This window comes from Gordonia lacunae (assembly GCF_002149015.1).
In the GTDB taxonomy this organism is placed as follows: Bacteria; Actinomycetota; Actinomycetes; order Mycobacteriales; family Mycobacteriaceae; genus Gordonia; species Gordonia lacunae.
In genome coordinates, this window is record NZ_NGFO01000001.1 from 240,971 (window position 1) to 257,126 (window position 16,156).

General features: G+C 67.6%; 20 protein-coding genes. 12 read left to right on the forward strand and 8 right to left on the reverse strand.

Annotated features, from left to right (window positions below; translation table 11 throughout):
• The first annotated feature begins 110 nt into the window (after window positions 1-110).
• The 8 genes from CA982_RS01070 to CA982_RS01100 all read left to right on the forward strand — a co-directional run bounded on the left by CA982_RS01070 (window position 111) and on the right by CA982_RS01100 (window position 4,156).
• On the forward strand, window positions 111-563 hold the full coding sequence (locus tag CA982_RS01070) for an NUDIX hydrolase (RefSeq protein ID WP_086533485.1): 453 nt from the start codon (window positions 111-113) through the stop codon (window positions 561-563).
• 159 nt (window positions 564-722) lie between these two features.
• Window positions 723-1,004 carry a MerR family transcriptional regulator gene (locus CA982_RS27150; RefSeq protein ID WP_425269012.1) on the forward strand — a complete coding sequence of 94 codons (282 nt, stop codon included), beginning with the start codon at window positions 723-725 and terminating at the stop codon, window positions 1,002-1,004.
• Between the two features lie 41 nt (window positions 1,005-1,045).
• A complete protein-coding gene (locus CA982_RS01080) occupies window positions 1,046-1,297 on the forward strand; it encodes a hypothetical protein (protein WP_143412507.1) in 252 nt (83 codons plus the stop codon).
• 14 nt (window positions 1,298-1,311) lie between these two features.
• The gene (locus CA982_RS26530) at window positions 1,312-1,455 is read left to right on the forward strand and encodes a hypothetical protein (protein WP_158097785.1); all 144 of its coding nucleotides are present in this window, start codon (window positions 1,312-1,314) and stop codon (window positions 1,453-1,455) included.
• Between the two features lie 180 nt (window positions 1,456-1,635).
• Entirely contained in the window at window positions 1,636-2,085 is a 450-nt protein-coding gene (locus tag CA982_RS01085) for a hypothetical protein (RefSeq protein WP_143412508.1), read from the forward strand.
• Between the two features lie 25 nt (window positions 2,086-2,110).
• On the forward strand, window positions 2,111-2,494 hold the full coding sequence (locus CA982_RS01090) for a PLD nuclease N-terminal domain-containing protein (RefSeq protein ID WP_086533488.1): 384 nt from the start codon (window positions 2,111-2,113) through the stop codon (window positions 2,492-2,494).
• A 73-nt stretch (window positions 2,495-2,567) separates the two neighbouring features.
• Window positions 2,568-2,882: a hypothetical protein gene (locus tag CA982_RS01095; protein ID WP_086533489.1), complete on the forward strand. Its 315-nt coding sequence runs from the start codon at window positions 2,568-2,570 to the stop codon at window positions 2,880-2,882.
• Entirely contained in the window at window positions 2,879-4,156 is a 1,278-nt protein-coding gene (locus CA982_RS01100) for a hypothetical protein (RefSeq protein WP_086533490.1), read from the forward strand. Before CA982_RS01095 ends, CA982_RS01100 begins: the two co-directional genes overlap by 4 nt.
• 271 nt (window positions 4,157-4,427) lie before the next feature.
• Here CA982_RS01100 and CA982_RS01105 read toward each other — a convergent pair whose 3' ends face one another.
• Entirely contained in the window at window positions 4,428-4,631 is a 204-nt protein-coding gene (locus CA982_RS01105) for a hypothetical protein (RefSeq protein ID WP_086533625.1), read from the reverse strand.
• Between the two features lie 124 nt (window positions 4,632-4,755).
• Window positions 4,756-5,397, reverse strand: coding sequence for an FMN-dependent NADH-azoreductase (locus CA982_RS01110; RefSeq protein WP_086533491.1), 642 nt, complete (start codon window positions 5,395-5,397; stop codon window positions 4,756-4,758).
• A gap of 89 nt (window positions 5,398-5,486) precedes the next feature.
• Here CA982_RS01110 and CA982_RS01115 point away from each other — a divergent pair, with 89 nt between their 5' ends.
• Window positions 5,487-6,014 carry a MarR family winged helix-turn-helix transcriptional regulator gene (locus CA982_RS01115; RefSeq protein WP_208617847.1) on the forward strand — a complete coding sequence of 176 codons (528 nt, stop codon included), beginning with the start codon at window positions 5,487-5,489 and terminating at the stop codon, window positions 6,012-6,014.
• Between the two features lie 19 nt (window positions 6,015-6,033).
• Here the strand turns inward: CA982_RS01115 and CA982_RS01120 are convergent, their stop codons facing one another.
• Complete coding sequence (locus CA982_RS01120; protein WP_341865011.1) at window positions 6,034-6,408, reverse strand: hypothetical protein; 375 nt, start codon at window positions 6,406-6,408, stop codon at window positions 6,034-6,036.
• Window positions 6,409-6,628: 220 nt separating this feature from the next.
• Between CA982_RS01120 and tgt the strand changes: the two genes are divergently transcribed.
• Window positions 6,629-7,903: a tRNA guanosine(34) transglycosylase Tgt gene (gene tgt / locus CA982_RS01125; protein WP_086533493.1), complete on the forward strand. Its 1,275-nt coding sequence runs from the start codon at window positions 6,629-6,631 to the stop codon at window positions 7,901-7,903.
• Between the two features lie 92 nt (window positions 7,904-7,995).
• Here tgt and CA982_RS01130 read toward each other — a convergent pair whose 3' ends face one another.
• The 4 genes from CA982_RS01130 to CA982_RS01145 all read right to left on the reverse strand — a co-directional run bounded on the left by CA982_RS01130 (window position 7,996) and on the right by CA982_RS01145 (window position 12,402).
• Window positions 7,996-9,498 carry an HNH endonuclease signature motif containing protein gene (locus CA982_RS01130; RefSeq protein WP_244176082.1) on the reverse strand — a complete coding sequence of 501 codons (1,503 nt, stop codon included), beginning with the start codon at window positions 9,496-9,498 and terminating at the stop codon, window positions 7,996-7,998.
• 323 nt (window positions 9,499-9,821) lie between these two features.
• Window positions 9,822-10,739, reverse strand: coding sequence for an SDR family NAD(P)-dependent oxidoreductase (locus CA982_RS01135; RefSeq protein ID WP_086533495.1), 918 nt, complete (start codon window positions 10,737-10,739; stop codon window positions 9,822-9,824).
• Between the two features lie 50 nt (window positions 10,740-10,789).
• Entirely contained in the window at window positions 10,790-11,746 is a 957-nt protein-coding gene (locus CA982_RS01140) for a carbohydrate kinase family protein (RefSeq protein WP_086533496.1), read from the reverse strand.
• Window positions 11,743-12,402 carry a class II aldolase/adducin family protein gene (locus CA982_RS01145; protein WP_086533497.1) on the reverse strand — a complete coding sequence of 220 codons (660 nt, stop codon included), beginning with the start codon at window positions 12,400-12,402 and terminating at the stop codon, window positions 11,743-11,745. The genes CA982_RS01140 and CA982_RS01145 overlap by 4 nt, the downstream gene beginning before the upstream one ends.
• Before the next feature lie 265 nt (window positions 12,403-12,667).
• On the opposite strand from CA982_RS01145, the gene CA982_RS01150 reads away from it, so the two are divergent.
• Together CA982_RS01150 and CA982_RS01155 are read left to right on the forward strand one after the other, a co-directional pair.
• A complete protein-coding gene (locus tag CA982_RS01150; protein ID WP_086533498.1) occupies window positions 12,668-14,116 on the forward strand; it encodes a hemolysin family protein in 1,449 nt (482 codons plus the stop codon).
• Window positions 14,109-15,122 carry a hemolysin family protein gene (locus tag CA982_RS01155; RefSeq protein ID WP_086533499.1) on the forward strand — a complete coding sequence of 338 codons (1,014 nt, stop codon included), beginning with the start codon at window positions 14,109-14,111 and terminating at the stop codon, window positions 15,120-15,122. Before CA982_RS01150 ends, CA982_RS01155 begins: the two co-directional genes overlap by 8 nt.
• Before the next feature lie 83 nt (window positions 15,123-15,205).
• On the opposite strand, the gene gluQRS is transcribed toward CA982_RS01155, so the two are convergent.
• Window positions 15,206-16,114, reverse strand: coding sequence for a tRNA glutamyl-Q(34) synthetase GluQRS (gene gluQRS / locus CA982_RS01160; protein WP_086533500.1), 909 nt, complete (start codon window positions 16,112-16,114; stop codon window positions 15,206-15,208).
• Between the last annotated feature and the right edge of the window lie 42 nt (window positions 16,115-16,156).

The following is a 16,156-nucleotide window of genomic DNA, read 5'->3' on the forward strand; positions in this document are numbered from 1 at the left end:
GCCCGCATCGCCGGCGCCCGCGCGTCGACTGAGCCAGGGTGTCGTCGGAACGTCGCCGGCGCGTGAGGAACTGCTGCAGAGGGCGCACCGAGTTGGGATGATCTGACCGCATGGTGCTCATCGGCACCCGGGTTTACTCTGGCGCGGTGACGAATGAGGATATTGCCGTAGGCGCAGTTGTCTTCTACGACGCGGTAGGGCGTATTTTGACCGTCCGGAAGACCAACACGCGGTTGTTCATGCTCCCCGGCGGAAAAATCGCTGATTCCGAATCGCCGCTGGACGCCGCGGTCCGGGAGGTCGCGGAAGAACTCGAAGTGACGCTCGATCCGGCGAAACTGACGATCCTGGGCAGTTTCACCGCTCCGGCAGCTAACGAGCCCGGACAAAGAGTTGTCGCGACTGTGTACCAGTACCCGGAGACCCCGAACGCGAGACCTGCTGCCGAAATTGCTGAGGTGCAATGGCTCAATCCGGAACGCCACGCCGGACTGATCGCTCCCTTGCTGCGCGACGAAGTGTTCCCTGCCCTTGCGTGCCGGGCACCGAAGGCGACGAGCTGATTCTCGAACTGGATGTGCGCATGCGGTCCCGATATGTGTGGTGAAACGGGCCGTTGGTTGACGGCGGCACGATTGACACCGCTGACTGCGTGGCTTGTAGCAGCGAAAAATGTTGCGCCACAACTTAAAACCGTTTCATACCCTTTTCGATCGACCACCGTGTCCGGGGCCGGCGCCGCGTGTCCACTGCCCGCCGGTGCCCTGGTCGGAACTGTCGGCACCTCCGCCGCGGGCTCGTTCGACGAGCTGTTCACTGTGCCCTCGATCGACACCCCCACGACCGGTTACCGGGTGCTGGAGACCGTCGGCGTCACCTACCGCCAGCTCGACTACCGGGCTCGCACCGGGTTGGTCACCCCGAGTGTGCAGGCCGCCGCCGGATCCGGATCGCAGCGCCTCTACAGCGACCCCGCGCAACGCCGTGCGCGCCGCAGGGCCTGAATGAGCGGTGACGCATCCGCACCCGGCGACGGGGGCCTGTGATGTCACGAGTGTGCAGTGCACTGATATCGGTCGTCCTCGCTCCGGCGGTGTGGCTTGCGGTGGCGATCGTGCTGGTGGCCGCCGAGCTGCGGATGACACCGTTCTACGTTTGGGCCACCGTGCTGGTGGCCCCACAGTGGGCCTTGCGGCTACTGGCCGTGATCAGCGGTGACGCCGACGGGATCGTGATGACGCGATCACCGTCACCCCACCACTGCGGGATGGGACGTGACCCGATCGGAACGCCCTGACCATCCGTCTTCGGGTGTCCGCCGACGGCGATGTCGCTCTGGCCGGCCTCGGCCACGAGGTCCTGGCGGCCGGGTCGTTGTGGTGGTCACCCACGATCAGTCACTACGATCCTCGACGACCCGGACCGGCCGAGGCCTTCGCTATCGACGCACGGTGACTGTGATGGACGTGGCGTTCACGAGCGGTCATACCTCTCGTCTAGGCGTAGCTCATCGATCGAGGTCACCAGGCACGACCGCCTAAGCGCCGACTTGTCAGTGACGTGCACCTCATCGAGCCCGGACCGACGACGGCACAGCCCTCACCAGGTATATTCACCACAGCAATGTCGGGGTTCATGAAGGGGAATGCTGTGAAGGTGTCGAAGTCGGGTATGCGGACCGCGGTCGCCGGTGTGCTGCTCAGTGTCGCGGTGGCCACCGGTGGGGCAGTGGTGGCCGGCCCATCCGCGCAGGCCGCCCGCATCGTCGAGACGGCGAACCCGAACGTGGTGATCATCGAACTCAGCCACGCCGACACCGTGACCGCCGCCCAGCTCGGCGCCGGGCATGTCATCAATGCCGTTCTGGGCAACGACAACTGGGGTGTCGTCCTCGAAGACGACTCCCGCTATCGGGCCGGGTCCTACTACCGACCGTCCAAACGCACCATCTGGAACAACGTGACCGGCCAACAGGTGATCTCCGAGGCCGCCGCCCATCCGGGTGGGCGCGTGGTGCTCGCGGTGTACGTCGATCGTTCCAAGAGCCTGAACGGTCAGCCGTTGTGGGTTCAGCAGATCTGGTGACCTGCGGGCCGACAGGGGGAGTGGAATGCCGTATCTCGGGTTGATCTATCTGGTCGTGTTGGTGGCCGCGCTCATCGACATCATCACCACCGACGACGCCGCGGTGCGCGGACTGCCCAAATTCGGGTGGGTGCTGCTGGTCGTCATGATCCCGCTCGTGGGGGCGCTGCTCTGGCTGGCCATCGGACGCCCCGCCGCTGACGAACTCCCGCGGCGCCAGCACTCGGGTGCGGCCAGCGAGTTCCCCGAATACGACCGGCCCGGCCGCTACATTCCCGCAGACCCCGAAGCGGACCGGCAATTCCTCCAGCAGTTGCGCGATCGCGCCGAACAGCAACGCCAAGCCGTGCGCGAGCAACGCCGCGCCACCGACCGGCCCGACGACATCGGCCGGCCCTCCCCGGGCTGACCTCACCCCGCCCGGCGACTCGCCGGGTCGCCGTGAGTTGTTGTGCCCGAACCACAAGCAGAGGAACCCAGCAGTGAGCACGAACGCGCCGAAAAGACTGTCCCGCTATGCATTTTGGGGAGCGGTCGGGGGCTTCATTCTGGGAGGCGCCCTGTCGGTCCGATCCCTCTTCGTCAATCCGCCGATCTACGGAGGCCCCAGCTACCAGCTCGGCTTTGCGCTGGGCATCGTCATCGTCGCGCTGGTGCTGGCAGCGATCGGCGCCCTCGTCGGCGTGTTGATCGGCCTACTCGCGCACCGCCGCTACGACGCGACGGCGCACTCCCACAACGACCTCCACCATCCAGTAGGCACAACCAACAATCCACCGAAACGGGGTGACGGGTGACGAAGATCCGGGCGTGGTGCCTGGCAGCCGGCGCGGCGGCAAGTTTCGTGTCTGGTGTGGTGGTGCTCGCCGGGTACGTCGTCGTCGATCACGGCCTAGACCCCGACCAACTCATGTGGGACTACGGGGGAGCGATCCCGACCCCCCATAACCCTGGGGCCGTCGCCTTCTCGATGGCTTTCGCGGTGGTTGTGACCGCCGCAATATGCGCGGTGCTGGGTGGAGTGATCGGTGTGGGTGTCGGAACCACGATCGAGCACAACCGGCGCCGGCGTCGCACCCCGACGCCGAACCCGCCCACACACTCCCCACACCGGGAACCTGACCACACCGACCCCACCACTAATCCCGCCCCCGCGCCGAGGCCGCACCCGCCGGGTGAGACCGGCGACGGCCGGCCTGGTGAGAATGTCGCGGCCGACGGTGCGGTAGATCGGCAGCGTCGGGCAGGGCTGCGACGCGCCCGCCGGCGACAGGCGGTGATCCTCGCCGCGACCGTCGTGGTCGCCTACGTCGCAGCGTTCCCCGGCAATCTCGTGCTCGCGGTGGACTATGCCGGGGACAACGGACTGGTCTGGGATCAAGCCCAGGTGGCTGAATGGGGTGGCTGGGAGGAGGCCATGACGGCGTGGTCGCTGCTGCTGTTCATCGGGGTGGCGGTGATGATGGTGGGGTGCCCGGGCTGGTGGTTCTCGGTGCGGAACTGGCCCTGGGTGCAGCGGACCGCACCCGTTGCGGCGATGGTGGGCTCCCTCGCGGTGATCGTGTGCGGGATCGTCGGCTCCGATGTGCTCAGCGGGCTGCTCCGGGAGTGGGACCTGATCAACACCTTCACCGACGCTGCCTATGAGAACGCGCCGTCGGACTGGGTTCACAGCATCTCCACAACCGTGGCGCACGTGCTGCTGACGGTGGCGATCCCGGCCACGGTGCTGCGCTACTACCGCGTGCCCACCATGCTCGCACTACCCATCCTGGTGGCTGCCCGGCTGATCCCCTACCTGTACCTGGGCTACATCGGAGTGTGGTCGTTGCTGCCCTGGGCGCTGGCCACCGCAGCGGTGTACTGGCGCTGGCCCAGCTTGACCCTGCTCGCCGCTCTGATCCTCATCGATATCGCTCCCCGCGATCTCGGCGTCTACGGCACCGCAATGCTCATCGGCGTGGGACTGCTGGCGCTGACCATCGCATTCGCAATCGACCGCCGCTGGTACCGACACAGCACACCCGTGACCCCGACGATCTCGCCACGAACCCTGCTACGCCGACGGTGACGGTGGGCTTTCTGGTTGCGTCACAACCAGATCGCGCAGACCGAGCAAGTCTTGTCGGTGCGGACACCGGAGCACTGGGCCGACGATCATCAACAGCACTGATGAATGACACCTCAAGTTACGTGCGTCCCGCAGAGCGGACCCCAGGCGCGGTCAGCGTCGGCGGTGCGGCCGGAGCAGGTGCGTCGGGCTCCACCGATGTCGGGGGCGTCGGCTGATTGCAGACCGTGCCACAGATCAATTGATTCGCCTTGGTCCGGCGGCGAGACCCTCAGCCGACCCGGCGGTACTTCTTGTGCATCGCCTGCTTCGTCGTTCCGAGGAGAGTGCCGATCTCCGCCCACGAAAGTCCCGCCAGGCGTGCACGCCGCACCGCGACCTCTTCCTCGCGGGCGATCTCGCGTCGCCAGTCTGCGACTCGGGCGAGTTGCTCGATCGGCGTCTCGTCGCTGCCGCTGTCCAGTCCAGTCCTCATGTAGCCCAGCGTGCCCGCGTTTCCGCGACCCGTCAACATTGGTTGACGGTCGGCTGTAGCGAGCATCGGCATCGATACCTCCGACAGGCCGGCTGAAGCTACTCGACCGGACCGTGCTCAGTGATCAAGCGGCTCCCAGTGTCTGTCCGTGCTTCCGAGCGAGTTGCTCGGCGTCGCCACGGAGCGTGGCGGCGAGGTCGGTGAATGCGTCGAGCGCCGGATTCTCACCGACGAGCGTGAACGCGGTCTCGACGACCTCGAGCTCCAGGCCCCAGACATCGGCAAGGATGCGACGCATCCATCCGGTCGCGTGATCCCAGCCCTCGCGCGGTGTCCCGGCCGCGTAGTTGCCGCCTTGGACCGTCACGAGCACGGCGGGCTTGCCCGCGAGAACCGGAGCGGCGGCCGGGTTGAAGCGTGGGTCGGTGATGACGGTGTCGACCCAGGTCTTGAAGTGCTGGGACACCCCGAAGTTGTACAGCGGAACAGCGAACAGGAGGGCGTCGGCGGCGATCAGCTCATCAGCGAGTTCGGCCGCGACACCCAGCGCGTCGCGTTGCTCGGGTGATCGCTGATCTTCCGGAGTGTTGCCGGCGAAGGCAGCTGTTGCCCAGGTCGACGAGGGGATCGGGTCGGTGCCGACGTGGCGCCGGATGATCCGATCGTCGGGATGCCCCGCCTTCCACTCCTCCTCGACGATGTCGGCGATCGCGCGGCTGTGTGATCCCTCGACTCGGATGCTGGCGTCGAGACGGAACAGGGTCATGTGGATCTCCTTGGGTCGGCATGAACTTGAACGTGCAAGTTGAACCATACGCGCCGATGTTGAATATTCAAGTTGGCTAGCATGGTCAGGTGACCGACCCCTCGGATGCGCACGATGACGTGTGGCTTTCTCTCGACCAGCAGCGCGATTGGGCATCCCTGGTCGCAGTGTTGATGACCCTGCCCGGAAAGCTCGACACACAGTTGAAGCAGGTCGGCGGAATCAACTTCTACGAGTACAGCGTGATGGTGTCCTTGTCGGAAGCTCCCGGGCGCGTGAGTGTGATGAGCGATCTGGCTGTTGAGGCCAAGGGGTCACTGTCCCGGTTGTCGCACGCCGTCTCACGCCTCGAGACTGCCGGCTGGGTGGAACGCCGGTCGTGCGGTGGTGCCGGCCGGCGAACCGAAGTCCTCATGACGGAGACGGGCTGGCAGGAGCTCCAGCGTATTGCGCCCACGCACGTCGAAGAGGTCCGGCGGCTCGTCGTCGACGCCATGGACGCGGCCCAGCTCGAACAGCTGGGCTCAGCTGCCCGCCGGATCGTTGCGGCAGCCGATCCCGCGCTCGCCGAAACCCTGGCGTCCACGACTGACCCTGGCCGCAAGAGTAAGGAGTGACACGCACGCACAAGGGCAATTACGGCGCGAAGCCGATGACCGCGGTGCCCTTCTGGCAGGCGGCGAGGACGCCCTCGAGCTGAGAGGGAGCACAGGTCCAGCCGCCCACCGACTGCTGCTGGCCGCTCGCGATCTTCGGCCCGTACTGGGTGGCGATGCTCGTCGCCGAGTCGCAGGCCACGTCCCCCGCCAGTACCAGCACGCGCAGCGAGCCGTCGGGACCGGGGATGGTGCCGCAGGTGGTGTCCGAGTCGTCGGATGCGACTGCGCTGGACGTGGAGGTCGACACGGGCTTGCGGCCGGGGACCACCGGTGGTGAGGTGGCGGGTTGTTCGGCGGACTGCGGTCCCGACGCCGCGACGCCGGACTGGGTGGTCGACGATGCGGTGGTCACGTCCTGTTCCGCACCGCATGCCAGAAGTGTCGACATCGCTGCCGTGAGCCCGACGGTCGCCGCGGCGACTCGGATCGTTCGGCGAGAGCGGCTCGTGGTGGTACCGGGGGGACGAGTTCTGCGCGACATGGTTCACCACGGTAGCGAATGTGGTCGTACCAGCCGAACGGGTCGTCGGTGCGTCCCGCCGGTTTGGGAGGAGCGCGCTCGACCTGCGAAGATGCTGGACGTGAGCAGTACCGGAACCGAAATCGCCGACCCCACGTACGCCGTCGGCACCACTCTCGCCGGCACCCGCGGGCGCACGGGGACGATCACCACACCGCACGGGCCGATCCACACCCCCGCGTTCGTCCCCGTCGGTACCAAGGCGACGGTCAAGACGGTCCTCCCGGAATCGGTCTCCGCCCTCGGCGCGCAGGCCGTGCTCGCCAACGCGTACCACCTCTATCTACAGCCGGGCCCCGAGATCATCGACGCGGCCGGTGGGCTCGGGGCCTTCATGAACTGGCGTGGCCCCACCTACACCGACAGCGGCGGCTTCCAGGTGATGTCCCTGGGCGCCGGGTTCAAGAAGGTCATCTCGATGGAGGCCACCGGAACCCCCGACGACGACCTGACCGCGAACGGCAAGGAACGGCTCTCGCGGGTCGACGACGACGGGGTCACTTTCAAGTCGCACCTGGACGGGTCGGCGCACCGCTTCACCCCGGAGGTGTCGATGCAGATCCAGCACCAGCTGGGTGCCGACATCATCTTCGCCTTCGACGAGTTGACCACGCTGATGAACACCCGCGAGTACCAGGTGAATTCGCTCGAGCGAACCCGGCTGTGGGCGATCCGCTGCCTCGTCGAACACAACCGGTTGAGCGTCGAGCGCGCGCATCGGCCGCAGCAGTCCCTGTGGGGTGTCATCCAGGGCGCCCAGTACGAGGATCTGCGGCGCAAGGCCGCTCGCGATCTGGTCGCCTTGAGCGAGGCGGACCGCGCGGCCGGCGGAAAAGGCTTCGGCGGCTACGGTATCGGCGGCGCGCTCGAGAAGGACAACCTCGGCACGATCGTCGGGTGGGTGAACGACGAGCTGCCGGAGGACTCGCCGAAACACCTGCTCGGGATCAGCGAACCGGACGACATCTTCACCGCCATCGAGAACGGCGTCGACACCTTCGACTGTGTGTCGCCGACGCGGGTCGCCCGCAACGGCGCGATCTACTCGCTCGACGGCCGGTACAACGTCACCAATGCCAAGTACCGCAGTGACTTCCGGTCCCTCGACCCCGAGGTCGAGAACTACACGTCGCAGTACAGCCGGGCCTACCTGCACCACCTGTTCAAGGCGAAGGAAGGGCTCGGTCCCACGCTGGCGACCCTGCACAACGTGTCCTTCATCGTCACTCTTGTCGACCGTGCCCGCGAGGCGATCGAGAACGGCACATACACCGAGTACCGCGACGAGTTCCTCCGGCGTTACTACGGAGCTCCTACAAGGTCATGACCTTCTCGGTTGTCGTTCGCTGACGTACGACGATGCATGACCACGTTCACGCCGGCGCCCACCGCGTCGGTGTTGCTTGACCGGCGCGGTGTCTAGAAGGGTGGCGGGTTGGCGTCGTTCCAGCGCTTCTCGGCGCGTTGTTGGCGCCGGAAGCCGTTGTCACGCTGCGTGTTGAGTCGGTCGCGGGCGGGGTGATCGGGTGGCCGCCGGGGGAAGAGCTTGTTGAACAGGTCGCGTCCGCTGAAGGCGTTGCCGACGAACATGTGACCGGTGGGTGTGGTGAACCACGCGGTCTGGAATTCGTCTTGGTGGTCCTGCCAGCTGGTGAAGGTCTTGATGCGGTGATGGAACCGGCACAGCGGTTTGAGGTTGCGCGCATCGGTCGGGCCGCCGCGACGCGGGTCGGCGTGGTCGAAGGGTTCGGTGTGGTCGAGATCGATCTGCCAGACCGGGGCGTTGCAGCCGGGGAAGGTGCAGCACAGTTCGCCGGCACGCACCAGGGCCTGCAGCTTCTTCGACGGGGTGTATCGCGTTGTCGAACTGTCCGCGCCGGGAGGCGATACCGGTGGCGCTTCGGGCGCGGGATGGATGTAGGTGCGGCGGGCTTCGGCGAGGAGTGTTCGGGCGGCGTCGGCGTCGATGACGCCGTGGCGGTCGAGGAAGGCGGGGTCGTCGTCGAGACCGATCAGGGTCGACAGGTTCACCACGATGTGAAACGTCGCCCGCGGCGCAGGCGAGTCCGACGCCGAGGCGGCCGGGTCGGCCGGGTCATCGACAACGACGTCGGCTGACGGGTCGACGACGGTGTCCGCCTCCACCATCGCAGCAGCTGGTGCAGGCGGCTCGACGGTATCCAATGTCGTGGCGTCGAAATCTGGTGCTGCGTCGGGTTCGGTTGCGGCAGGCCGACAGTCGTCGCATCGGCAGGTGATGGCGGCTTCACCCCGCGCGAGTGCTTTGAGGGCGTCGACTCGGCGATTGGAGAGCGTCCGAGGGTCACCGGCATGCACCTCGTGGGCCATCGACGACAGGCGGGCGTCGAACTCGGCGGCATCAGCATCGGGAAGCGTTCCGGAGATCCGGGACTGTCCCGGCGTGAACCGATCGGGGGTGACCGTCACCTTGCGGTCACCCTCGACCCGTTCCTTGCGTCGGCGGATCGCGTCGGGCGCCCACTTGGCGACGATGGAATCGACCATGGCGGTGAACCGGGCCGTCGACATCGGTGCGCGGGCGAAGATCGCTTCGGCGAGATGGGCGTCGACGGTCTGCATCTCTTCGTCGTCGGTGATGAGATCGGTGCGCTTGAGAGCGATGAGGAAGCGGCGCTTGTCGATTCGACCGCACGCGAGTGCGTGTCCGGTGAAGCAGAGTCGGTAGCGCAGTGCGTCGCCGGCTTCGATGAGGTCCTTCGCCTCGGCCGGTGTCACGGTGAGGGTGGCACCGACTTCGGCGATGGCCTGTTCGAGACCGTTGGGCCCGAACTGCACGTAGGGGTTCTCGCCAGCGGCCACTCGCGCGGACAGGTGCTCGAAGGCTTCGATGGAGTCGAGTTCGCCGCTGTGCGTCTCGGCGCGCCGCTGTGCGTAGTCCATCTCGCATTCGTCGTGAATGAGGCTGGCAACGACCATCATTCGATGCGCGGACGCTGCCGCCAAGCCCGCGCAATGGTTGAGAACCTCGACGAGTTCAGCAGCGGAGAGTTCATGGTCGGGACGAAAGCGCGGCTCGGCGGAATCGTTCGACGCATCCACCGATGTGGATCCGGCCCCCGCCCCCGATGACATGACACCAGAGTACTCGAAAATATGTTCGAGTCAAGAGTGGATCTGACCGATCGTCCGGCGGTCAGTGCATCGAACCACGACCCACCGACAGGGGCTGCGCGTCGGTCGGTGGTCTCGACGGCCGACCGGTGTCAGCGGGAGTCTTCGGCGACCATCCGTTCGCGGATGCCGCCGGCGACCCCGGTGCTCTCCGGGTTCGGGTCGTGGATCGCCCCCGCGTGCGGCTCGACCGGAGTTCCCTTCTCGGTCTCGGACTTTGCCGTCGCCGCCGAGAACCGTTCGGTGAGTCCCGGCATGAGGTGATGAGAAGCGTTGGCGGCCTTGGCCTTGTAGCCGACCGGCTGGTCCAGTTTCGGGTCGGTGCAGGCGGCCACGATCGCGTCGACCACGATCCGCGGATCGTCCATCGCGGACATGCGCGGTTCGTGCCCGGTGTAATTGGCGGCGTGAACCCACCACGGTGTGTCCACCGCCCACGGCATGATGGTGCCGACCTCGATGGCGTCGTCACCGGCCATACGCAGTTCTTCGCTCAGTGAATGCCCGAGGCTTCGCACCGCCGCTTTGGTTGCCGCATAGGTGTTCTGGAGCGCGATGGGCACTTCGCTGTCGACCGAACCCACGTTGATGAGCGTGCCGCGCCCCTGTGACCGGAAGACGCGCAGCGCCGCGTGCGCGCCGTAGATCAGGCCCTTCAGGTTCACGTCGACGAGACGGGCGTGGTCCTCGACCGGGATGTCCCAGAAGTACCCGACCGCGCCGACGCCGACGTTGTTCACCCAGACGTCGATCGACCCGAACTGTTCGAGCGCGGCGGAAGCGAGATGGGCGACGGCACGCGGGTCGCTGACATCGGTGGTCACCGCCAGTGCGGACCCGCCCTTGGCAGTGATCTCCGCGGCGACCGCGTCGAGCGCGGTGGTCCGGCGCGCCGCGACCACCACGTTCGCGCCGAGCTCGCCGAGTCGAACCGCGGCGCCGCGCCCGAATCCACTGGACGCCCCGGCGATGACGACGGTGGAACCGTCAAGTGCGTTGTTGCTTGTCATGGTGGTCGCCTACCCGAGGCGAGAGCCACCAAACCGAGTTCGGCGTGCGCTCAGTCCGCGGCGCGCGACTGCCGAAATGCCTCGATCGCGGTGAGGTCGTAAGAGTTCGCGGCGGTCCCGATGCCCTGGGCGACGTGCGCGGCGACCGCGCAACCGAGTTCGGCGGCGTCGGCGAGGTCGAGTCCGCGGAGCCGGCCGGTGACGAACCCGGCGGAGAAGGCGTCACCGCACCCGGTGGTGTCGACGACGTCCACCGGGAATGCGGCTACGGCGATGACATCGTCGCCGGTCACGACCAGCGCGCCCTGGGCGCCGCGCGTGAGTGCCACGCATCCGACGCCCCGGTCCAGCAGCCGTCGTGCACCGTCCGCGGGGTCGTCCGAGCCGGTCAACCCGCGGGTCTGCTCGTCGTTGGGCAACAGGTAGTCGAGGTGGGGAAGCGCCTCGCCGATCCACTCGAGGAGCCCGGGGTCGCCGCCCGAGAGAAGGTCAGCCGATGTCGAGATCCCGCGGTCACGGGCCCGCCCCAGGAGCTCGGCGGACACCGGACCGCCGAGGAATTCCGGGCCGCCGAGGTGCAGGTGATCCAGCCCGTCCAGCGCGCCCGGGTCGAGGTCGTCGAGAACGAACTGCGCGTTGGCCCCGATGCAATGCCAGGCGGGGCGATCCCCGTTGGGTCGCACGGGGATCACCGACGACGACGTCTGAACCCCCGGCTTCGGGACGAGCCCACGCGTGTCGACGGCTTCGGCGTCGAGCAGCGCGGTCAGCGAACGCCCGATCGGATCGGCGCCGATCGCCCCATGGGTCCGGACCGTGGCGCCCAGGCGACTGAGAACGAGTGCGGTGCCGCCCGCGGTGCCGGCCGCGGAGAAGCCGATGGACTCGACGAGCGCGCCGTCGGAGCCCTCGGGGATGGAGTCGATCCCGACGACGTGGATGTCGAGCACATGGACACCCACGGTCGCGATCGTGAGCGGGTCGGCCGTCGTCGAGTCGGGTGTCACGGGCGGTTCTCCTCGGGGGTCCCGTAATCCAGCCGGATCGCCTGGGCGACGGTGGACTGCTGTTCGTCGGCGGTCAGTTCGCGGGGCCGACCCATGCTGCTGGTCCGGTGGAAGAGGGCCGCGAGCCACTCCAGCAGCAGGGCGTTCTCCACCGCGTGGGCCAGGTTGGAGCCGCGCGCCACCGAACCGTGGTTCGCCATGAGTGCGACCTGGGTGTCGACCACGGCGGCGGCGACGAGCTCGGCGAGTTCGGGGCTGCCGAACGTCGCGTACGGCGTGATCGGTATGGCGCCACCGAGGCCGAGCTGCTGGTAGTGCAGCACCGGCAGCGAGGTCAGCCCGCTGACGCAGGCCACCGCGGTGCCGAAGGGGGCATGGGTGTGCACGATCGCCTGCGCGCTCGTCATCTCATACACGCGAAGGTGCAGGTCGAGCTCGGAGGACGGCGCGATCGCCCCGTCGACGACATCGCCGGCGAGGGACACGACCGTGACGTCAGCCGCCGAACAGTTCGCGAGGACGATGCCGGTCCCGGTGATCGCGAGGTGGTCGTCCGCGCGGGCCGAGACGTTGCCGGCGGTGCCGATCAGGAGCCCTTCGGCGGCCAGCCGCCGAGCGGCTTCGGCGACCTGCTCGCGCAGCGATGAGGTGCTCATCGGCCGAGGACGCGGACGCGGTGTCGGCGGGAGAAGATCGCCGGGCGTCTCGCGGAACTCGCAGCGCGTTGGGTACGTTGGGACCACATACCGGACATTTACCCACATGCCTCAGCGCTCGGCACCCGGTATGAAACACCCGAGCACCAGCGAGAGAGACGATGAGACGCGGAAAGCGCCGAAAACGCCGACGACACCAGTCGGCCCCCTGTTCTGAACTGAATATCCCGGGCATTCCGCCCGGTTCCGACACCGGGGTGGTCACATGTTGACCGTTCTCGGAATCGGACTGGGAATCCTGGTGGTCTTCCTGATCACCGCCCTCACCGGTTACTTCGTGGCCCAGGAATTCGGCTACATGGCGGTCGACCGGTCCCGCCTCAAAGCCCGTGCCGAAGCCGGTGACGCCGCCGCGCAACGCGCGCTCGCAGTCACCCGCCGCACATCCTTCATGCTCTCCGGCGCTCAGCTGGGCATCACCGTCACCGGCCTTCTCGTCGGTTACGTCGCCGAACCCTTGATCGGTTCCGGCGTCGGCGAGTTGCTGGGCGGCGTCGGCATCCCGGTGGGCGTGGGTGTCGCGATCGGCACGGTCATCGCGATCATCTTCTCGACCGTCGTGCAGATGGTCTTCGGCGAGCTGTTCCCCAAGAACCTCGCCATCGCCCGGCCCGAGCCGGTCGCACGGTGGCTCGCGCGGTCGACCACGATCTACCTCGCCGTGTTCGGATGGCTCATCGCATTGTTCGACAAATCGTCGAACCTGCTGCTCCGCGCGTTGCGCATCGAACCCGTCCACGACGTCGAGCATTCGGCGTCGGTCCGCGACCTCGAGCACATCGTCGCGGAGTCCCGGGATGCGGGCGACCTGCCCGACGATCTCTCCGTCCTGCTCGACCGAGTACTCGAATTCCCCACGCGCACAGCAGAACACGCCATGATCCCGCGACCGAACACCGACCATGTCGATGCGGATCTGCCCGCCGGAGACGTGCTGACACTGATGAGTACCGGCCACACGCGGTACCCCGTGCTGGCCGGTGGTGACGGCGAGGTGCGTGGTGTGATCCACCTGCAGGATCTCCTGGAGTGGACCCATGCACTCAAACAACAACCGCCGCAGGCTGACCCGACGGCCACCGCGGTCGACCTCAGTCGTGCCGCCGTGGTGGTGCCCTCGACGCTCCCGCTGCCCGAGGTCCTGGAGAACCTCGCGGACGCGCATGACGAGATGGCAGTGGTCATCGACGAATACGGCGGCTTCGCCGGGGTCGTGACCGCCGAGGACATCGCCGAAGAACTGGTCGGCGAGATCGACGACGAACACGACTCCGAGGCGACCATCGCAATCGAAGAAAGCCCCGAGGGCTGGCGCGTCCGCGGTGACGCACACGTCGACGAGGTCTCCCGGACCGTCGGCTGGGATCTGCCCGAAGGCGACTACGAGACGATGGCCGGGCTGGTGATCGCCGAGTTCGTCGGGCTCCCGGAAGTCGGGGACACGGTCACGATCGCAATCGACCCCGACCCGTCGACCCTGCTCGACAACGACGAGGCACCACCCCGAACCGTGCGGGCCACGGTGCTCGAGGTGGACAAGCGAGTGCCCGCACTGTTGTCGATAAACGTCGCCCACAACGGGAATCCCGCAGACGAGAAGAGCGCCGGCGCGGCGAACCCGGCCGCGGACGGAGAGGAGAGCGACAATGGATAACCCGTGGGTCGTCGCGGCCATCACCGCCGCACTGATCGCGTCCAGCGCCTTCTTCGTCGCGGTCGAATTCGCACTGATCGCCGCCCGGCGGCACCGTCTCGAGGACGCGGCTGCGACAAGCGGCAGCGCCCGCGCGGCGCTCCGCAGCGCGTCGGAACTGTCGGTGCTGCTCGCCGGGTCGCAACTCGGCATCACGGTCTGCACGCTCGCACTGGGTTCGATCACCAAACCGGCCGTGCACTACTGGCTCACGCCGCTCTTCGCGGGCTGGGGCCTGCCGTACTGGTCGGCCGATGTGATCGGCTTCGTCCTGGCCCTGATCATCGTGACGTTCCTGCACCTCGTCGTGGGCGAGATGGCGCCGAAGTCGTGGGCCATCGCGCACCCCGAGAAGTCGGCGATCATGCTCGCGATCCCGATGCGCGCCTTCATGTGGGTGACGCGTCCGTTCATCGTGCAGCTCAACCACCTCGCCAACTGGTGCCTCAAACGCGTCGGTGTGGAACCGGTGGATCAGGTCGCGACCGGACAGGACAGCGACGCCCTGCGTCACCTGGTGGAGCATTCGGCCACCGTGGGCACGCTCGACGAGCGGTACCACGCACACCTGACCAGCGCGTTGGAACTGGAGTCGCTGACCGTCGGCGACGTCGTGACACCCAACGACCATCTGGCTGTCGTCGGCCCGTCCGCGGACGCCGATCGAATCCAGACGGCCGGCCGCACCTCGGGGCACCTGCGCCTGCTCGTCCGCGACGACGCGCCGGGTGCGCCCGTCCGTGGCGTCGTGCACGTGCGCGACAGCCTCAGTGCGGCACCGGGTGCCACGGCGGCCGAGCTCATGCGCCCGGTCCTGAGCGTCGAGTCGGCTCAGCCGGTGTACGAGACGCTCACCGCCATGCGGGAACAGCGCGCCCACCTCGCGCTGGTCACCGATGACGGCCGCGCGGTCGGGCTCATCACCATCAACGACGTGCTCCAGCGGTTGCTGGCCACCACGGCGTAGGTGGGTTGACGAGCGTGCGTCGCTGACCCTTCGTGGCTCGTCGCTATCGCTCCTCGCACCTCAGGGAGCGGAGAAGTGGGCCGCTAACTCCACTCGTCGGCCGTCAGGAACCACGGTTCGGTCGGCAGCGCGACGGGGTCGAAACGGCCCGCGAGCAGGGGGAGTGTCACGGGTTCGTCCCGGCCCCCGAGCCCCAGCGAATGGGCGATGCGGGACAGGACCGTCGACGTCGCCACCCCGTCGGCGGCGAGGTCGGCCAGGGTCACCGCCCCATCTCGCTTGCTGAGTCGTATCCCGTTGGCGTTGAGTACCATCGGCACGTGCGCGTACGCCGGTGGGCTCGACCCCAGCAGTGTCGCCAGGTAGGCCTGGCGGGGCGCCGAGGACAACAGGTCGTCACCGCGGACGACCTGATCAACGCCCTGCGCCGCATCGTCGACGACGACGACCAGGTTGTAGGCGGGGGTGCCGTCGTTGCGCTGCAGTACGAAGTCGTCGACCGCGCCCGAGTAGGTGCCGTGTACGAGGTCGTCGACGCCGAACACCTCGATGTCGGCGCGGAGCCGGATCGCGGGCGGCCGGGTGGCCCGGCGTTCGTCGCGTTCGGCCGAGGTGAGGTCGCGGCACGTGCCCGGATAGGCGCCCTGCGGAGCGTGGGGCGCGGACGGTGCCTCGAGGATCTCGCGGCGGGTACAGAAGCACTCGAAGGTGCGACCGACGACGCGCAGATCGTCGATGACGGACCGGTACGTGGCGAGCCGGTCGGTCTGGTGGACGACGGGCGGGTCCCAGTCGATGCCGAGGGCCGCCAGGTCGGACAGCTGCCGGGAATCGGAGCCCGGAACGGCCCGGTCGAGATCCTCCATCCGGATCAGGAACCGCCGACCGGTGGTCCGTGCGAACAGCCAGGCGAGGAGGGCGGTCCGCAGATTGCCGATGTGGAGGTCCCCGGAAGGGGAGGGCGCGTACCGGCCCGCTCGCTGCGTCGACATCGCGTCGAGATTACCGCCCGGCGATGAGAATCGCCGTCGGGA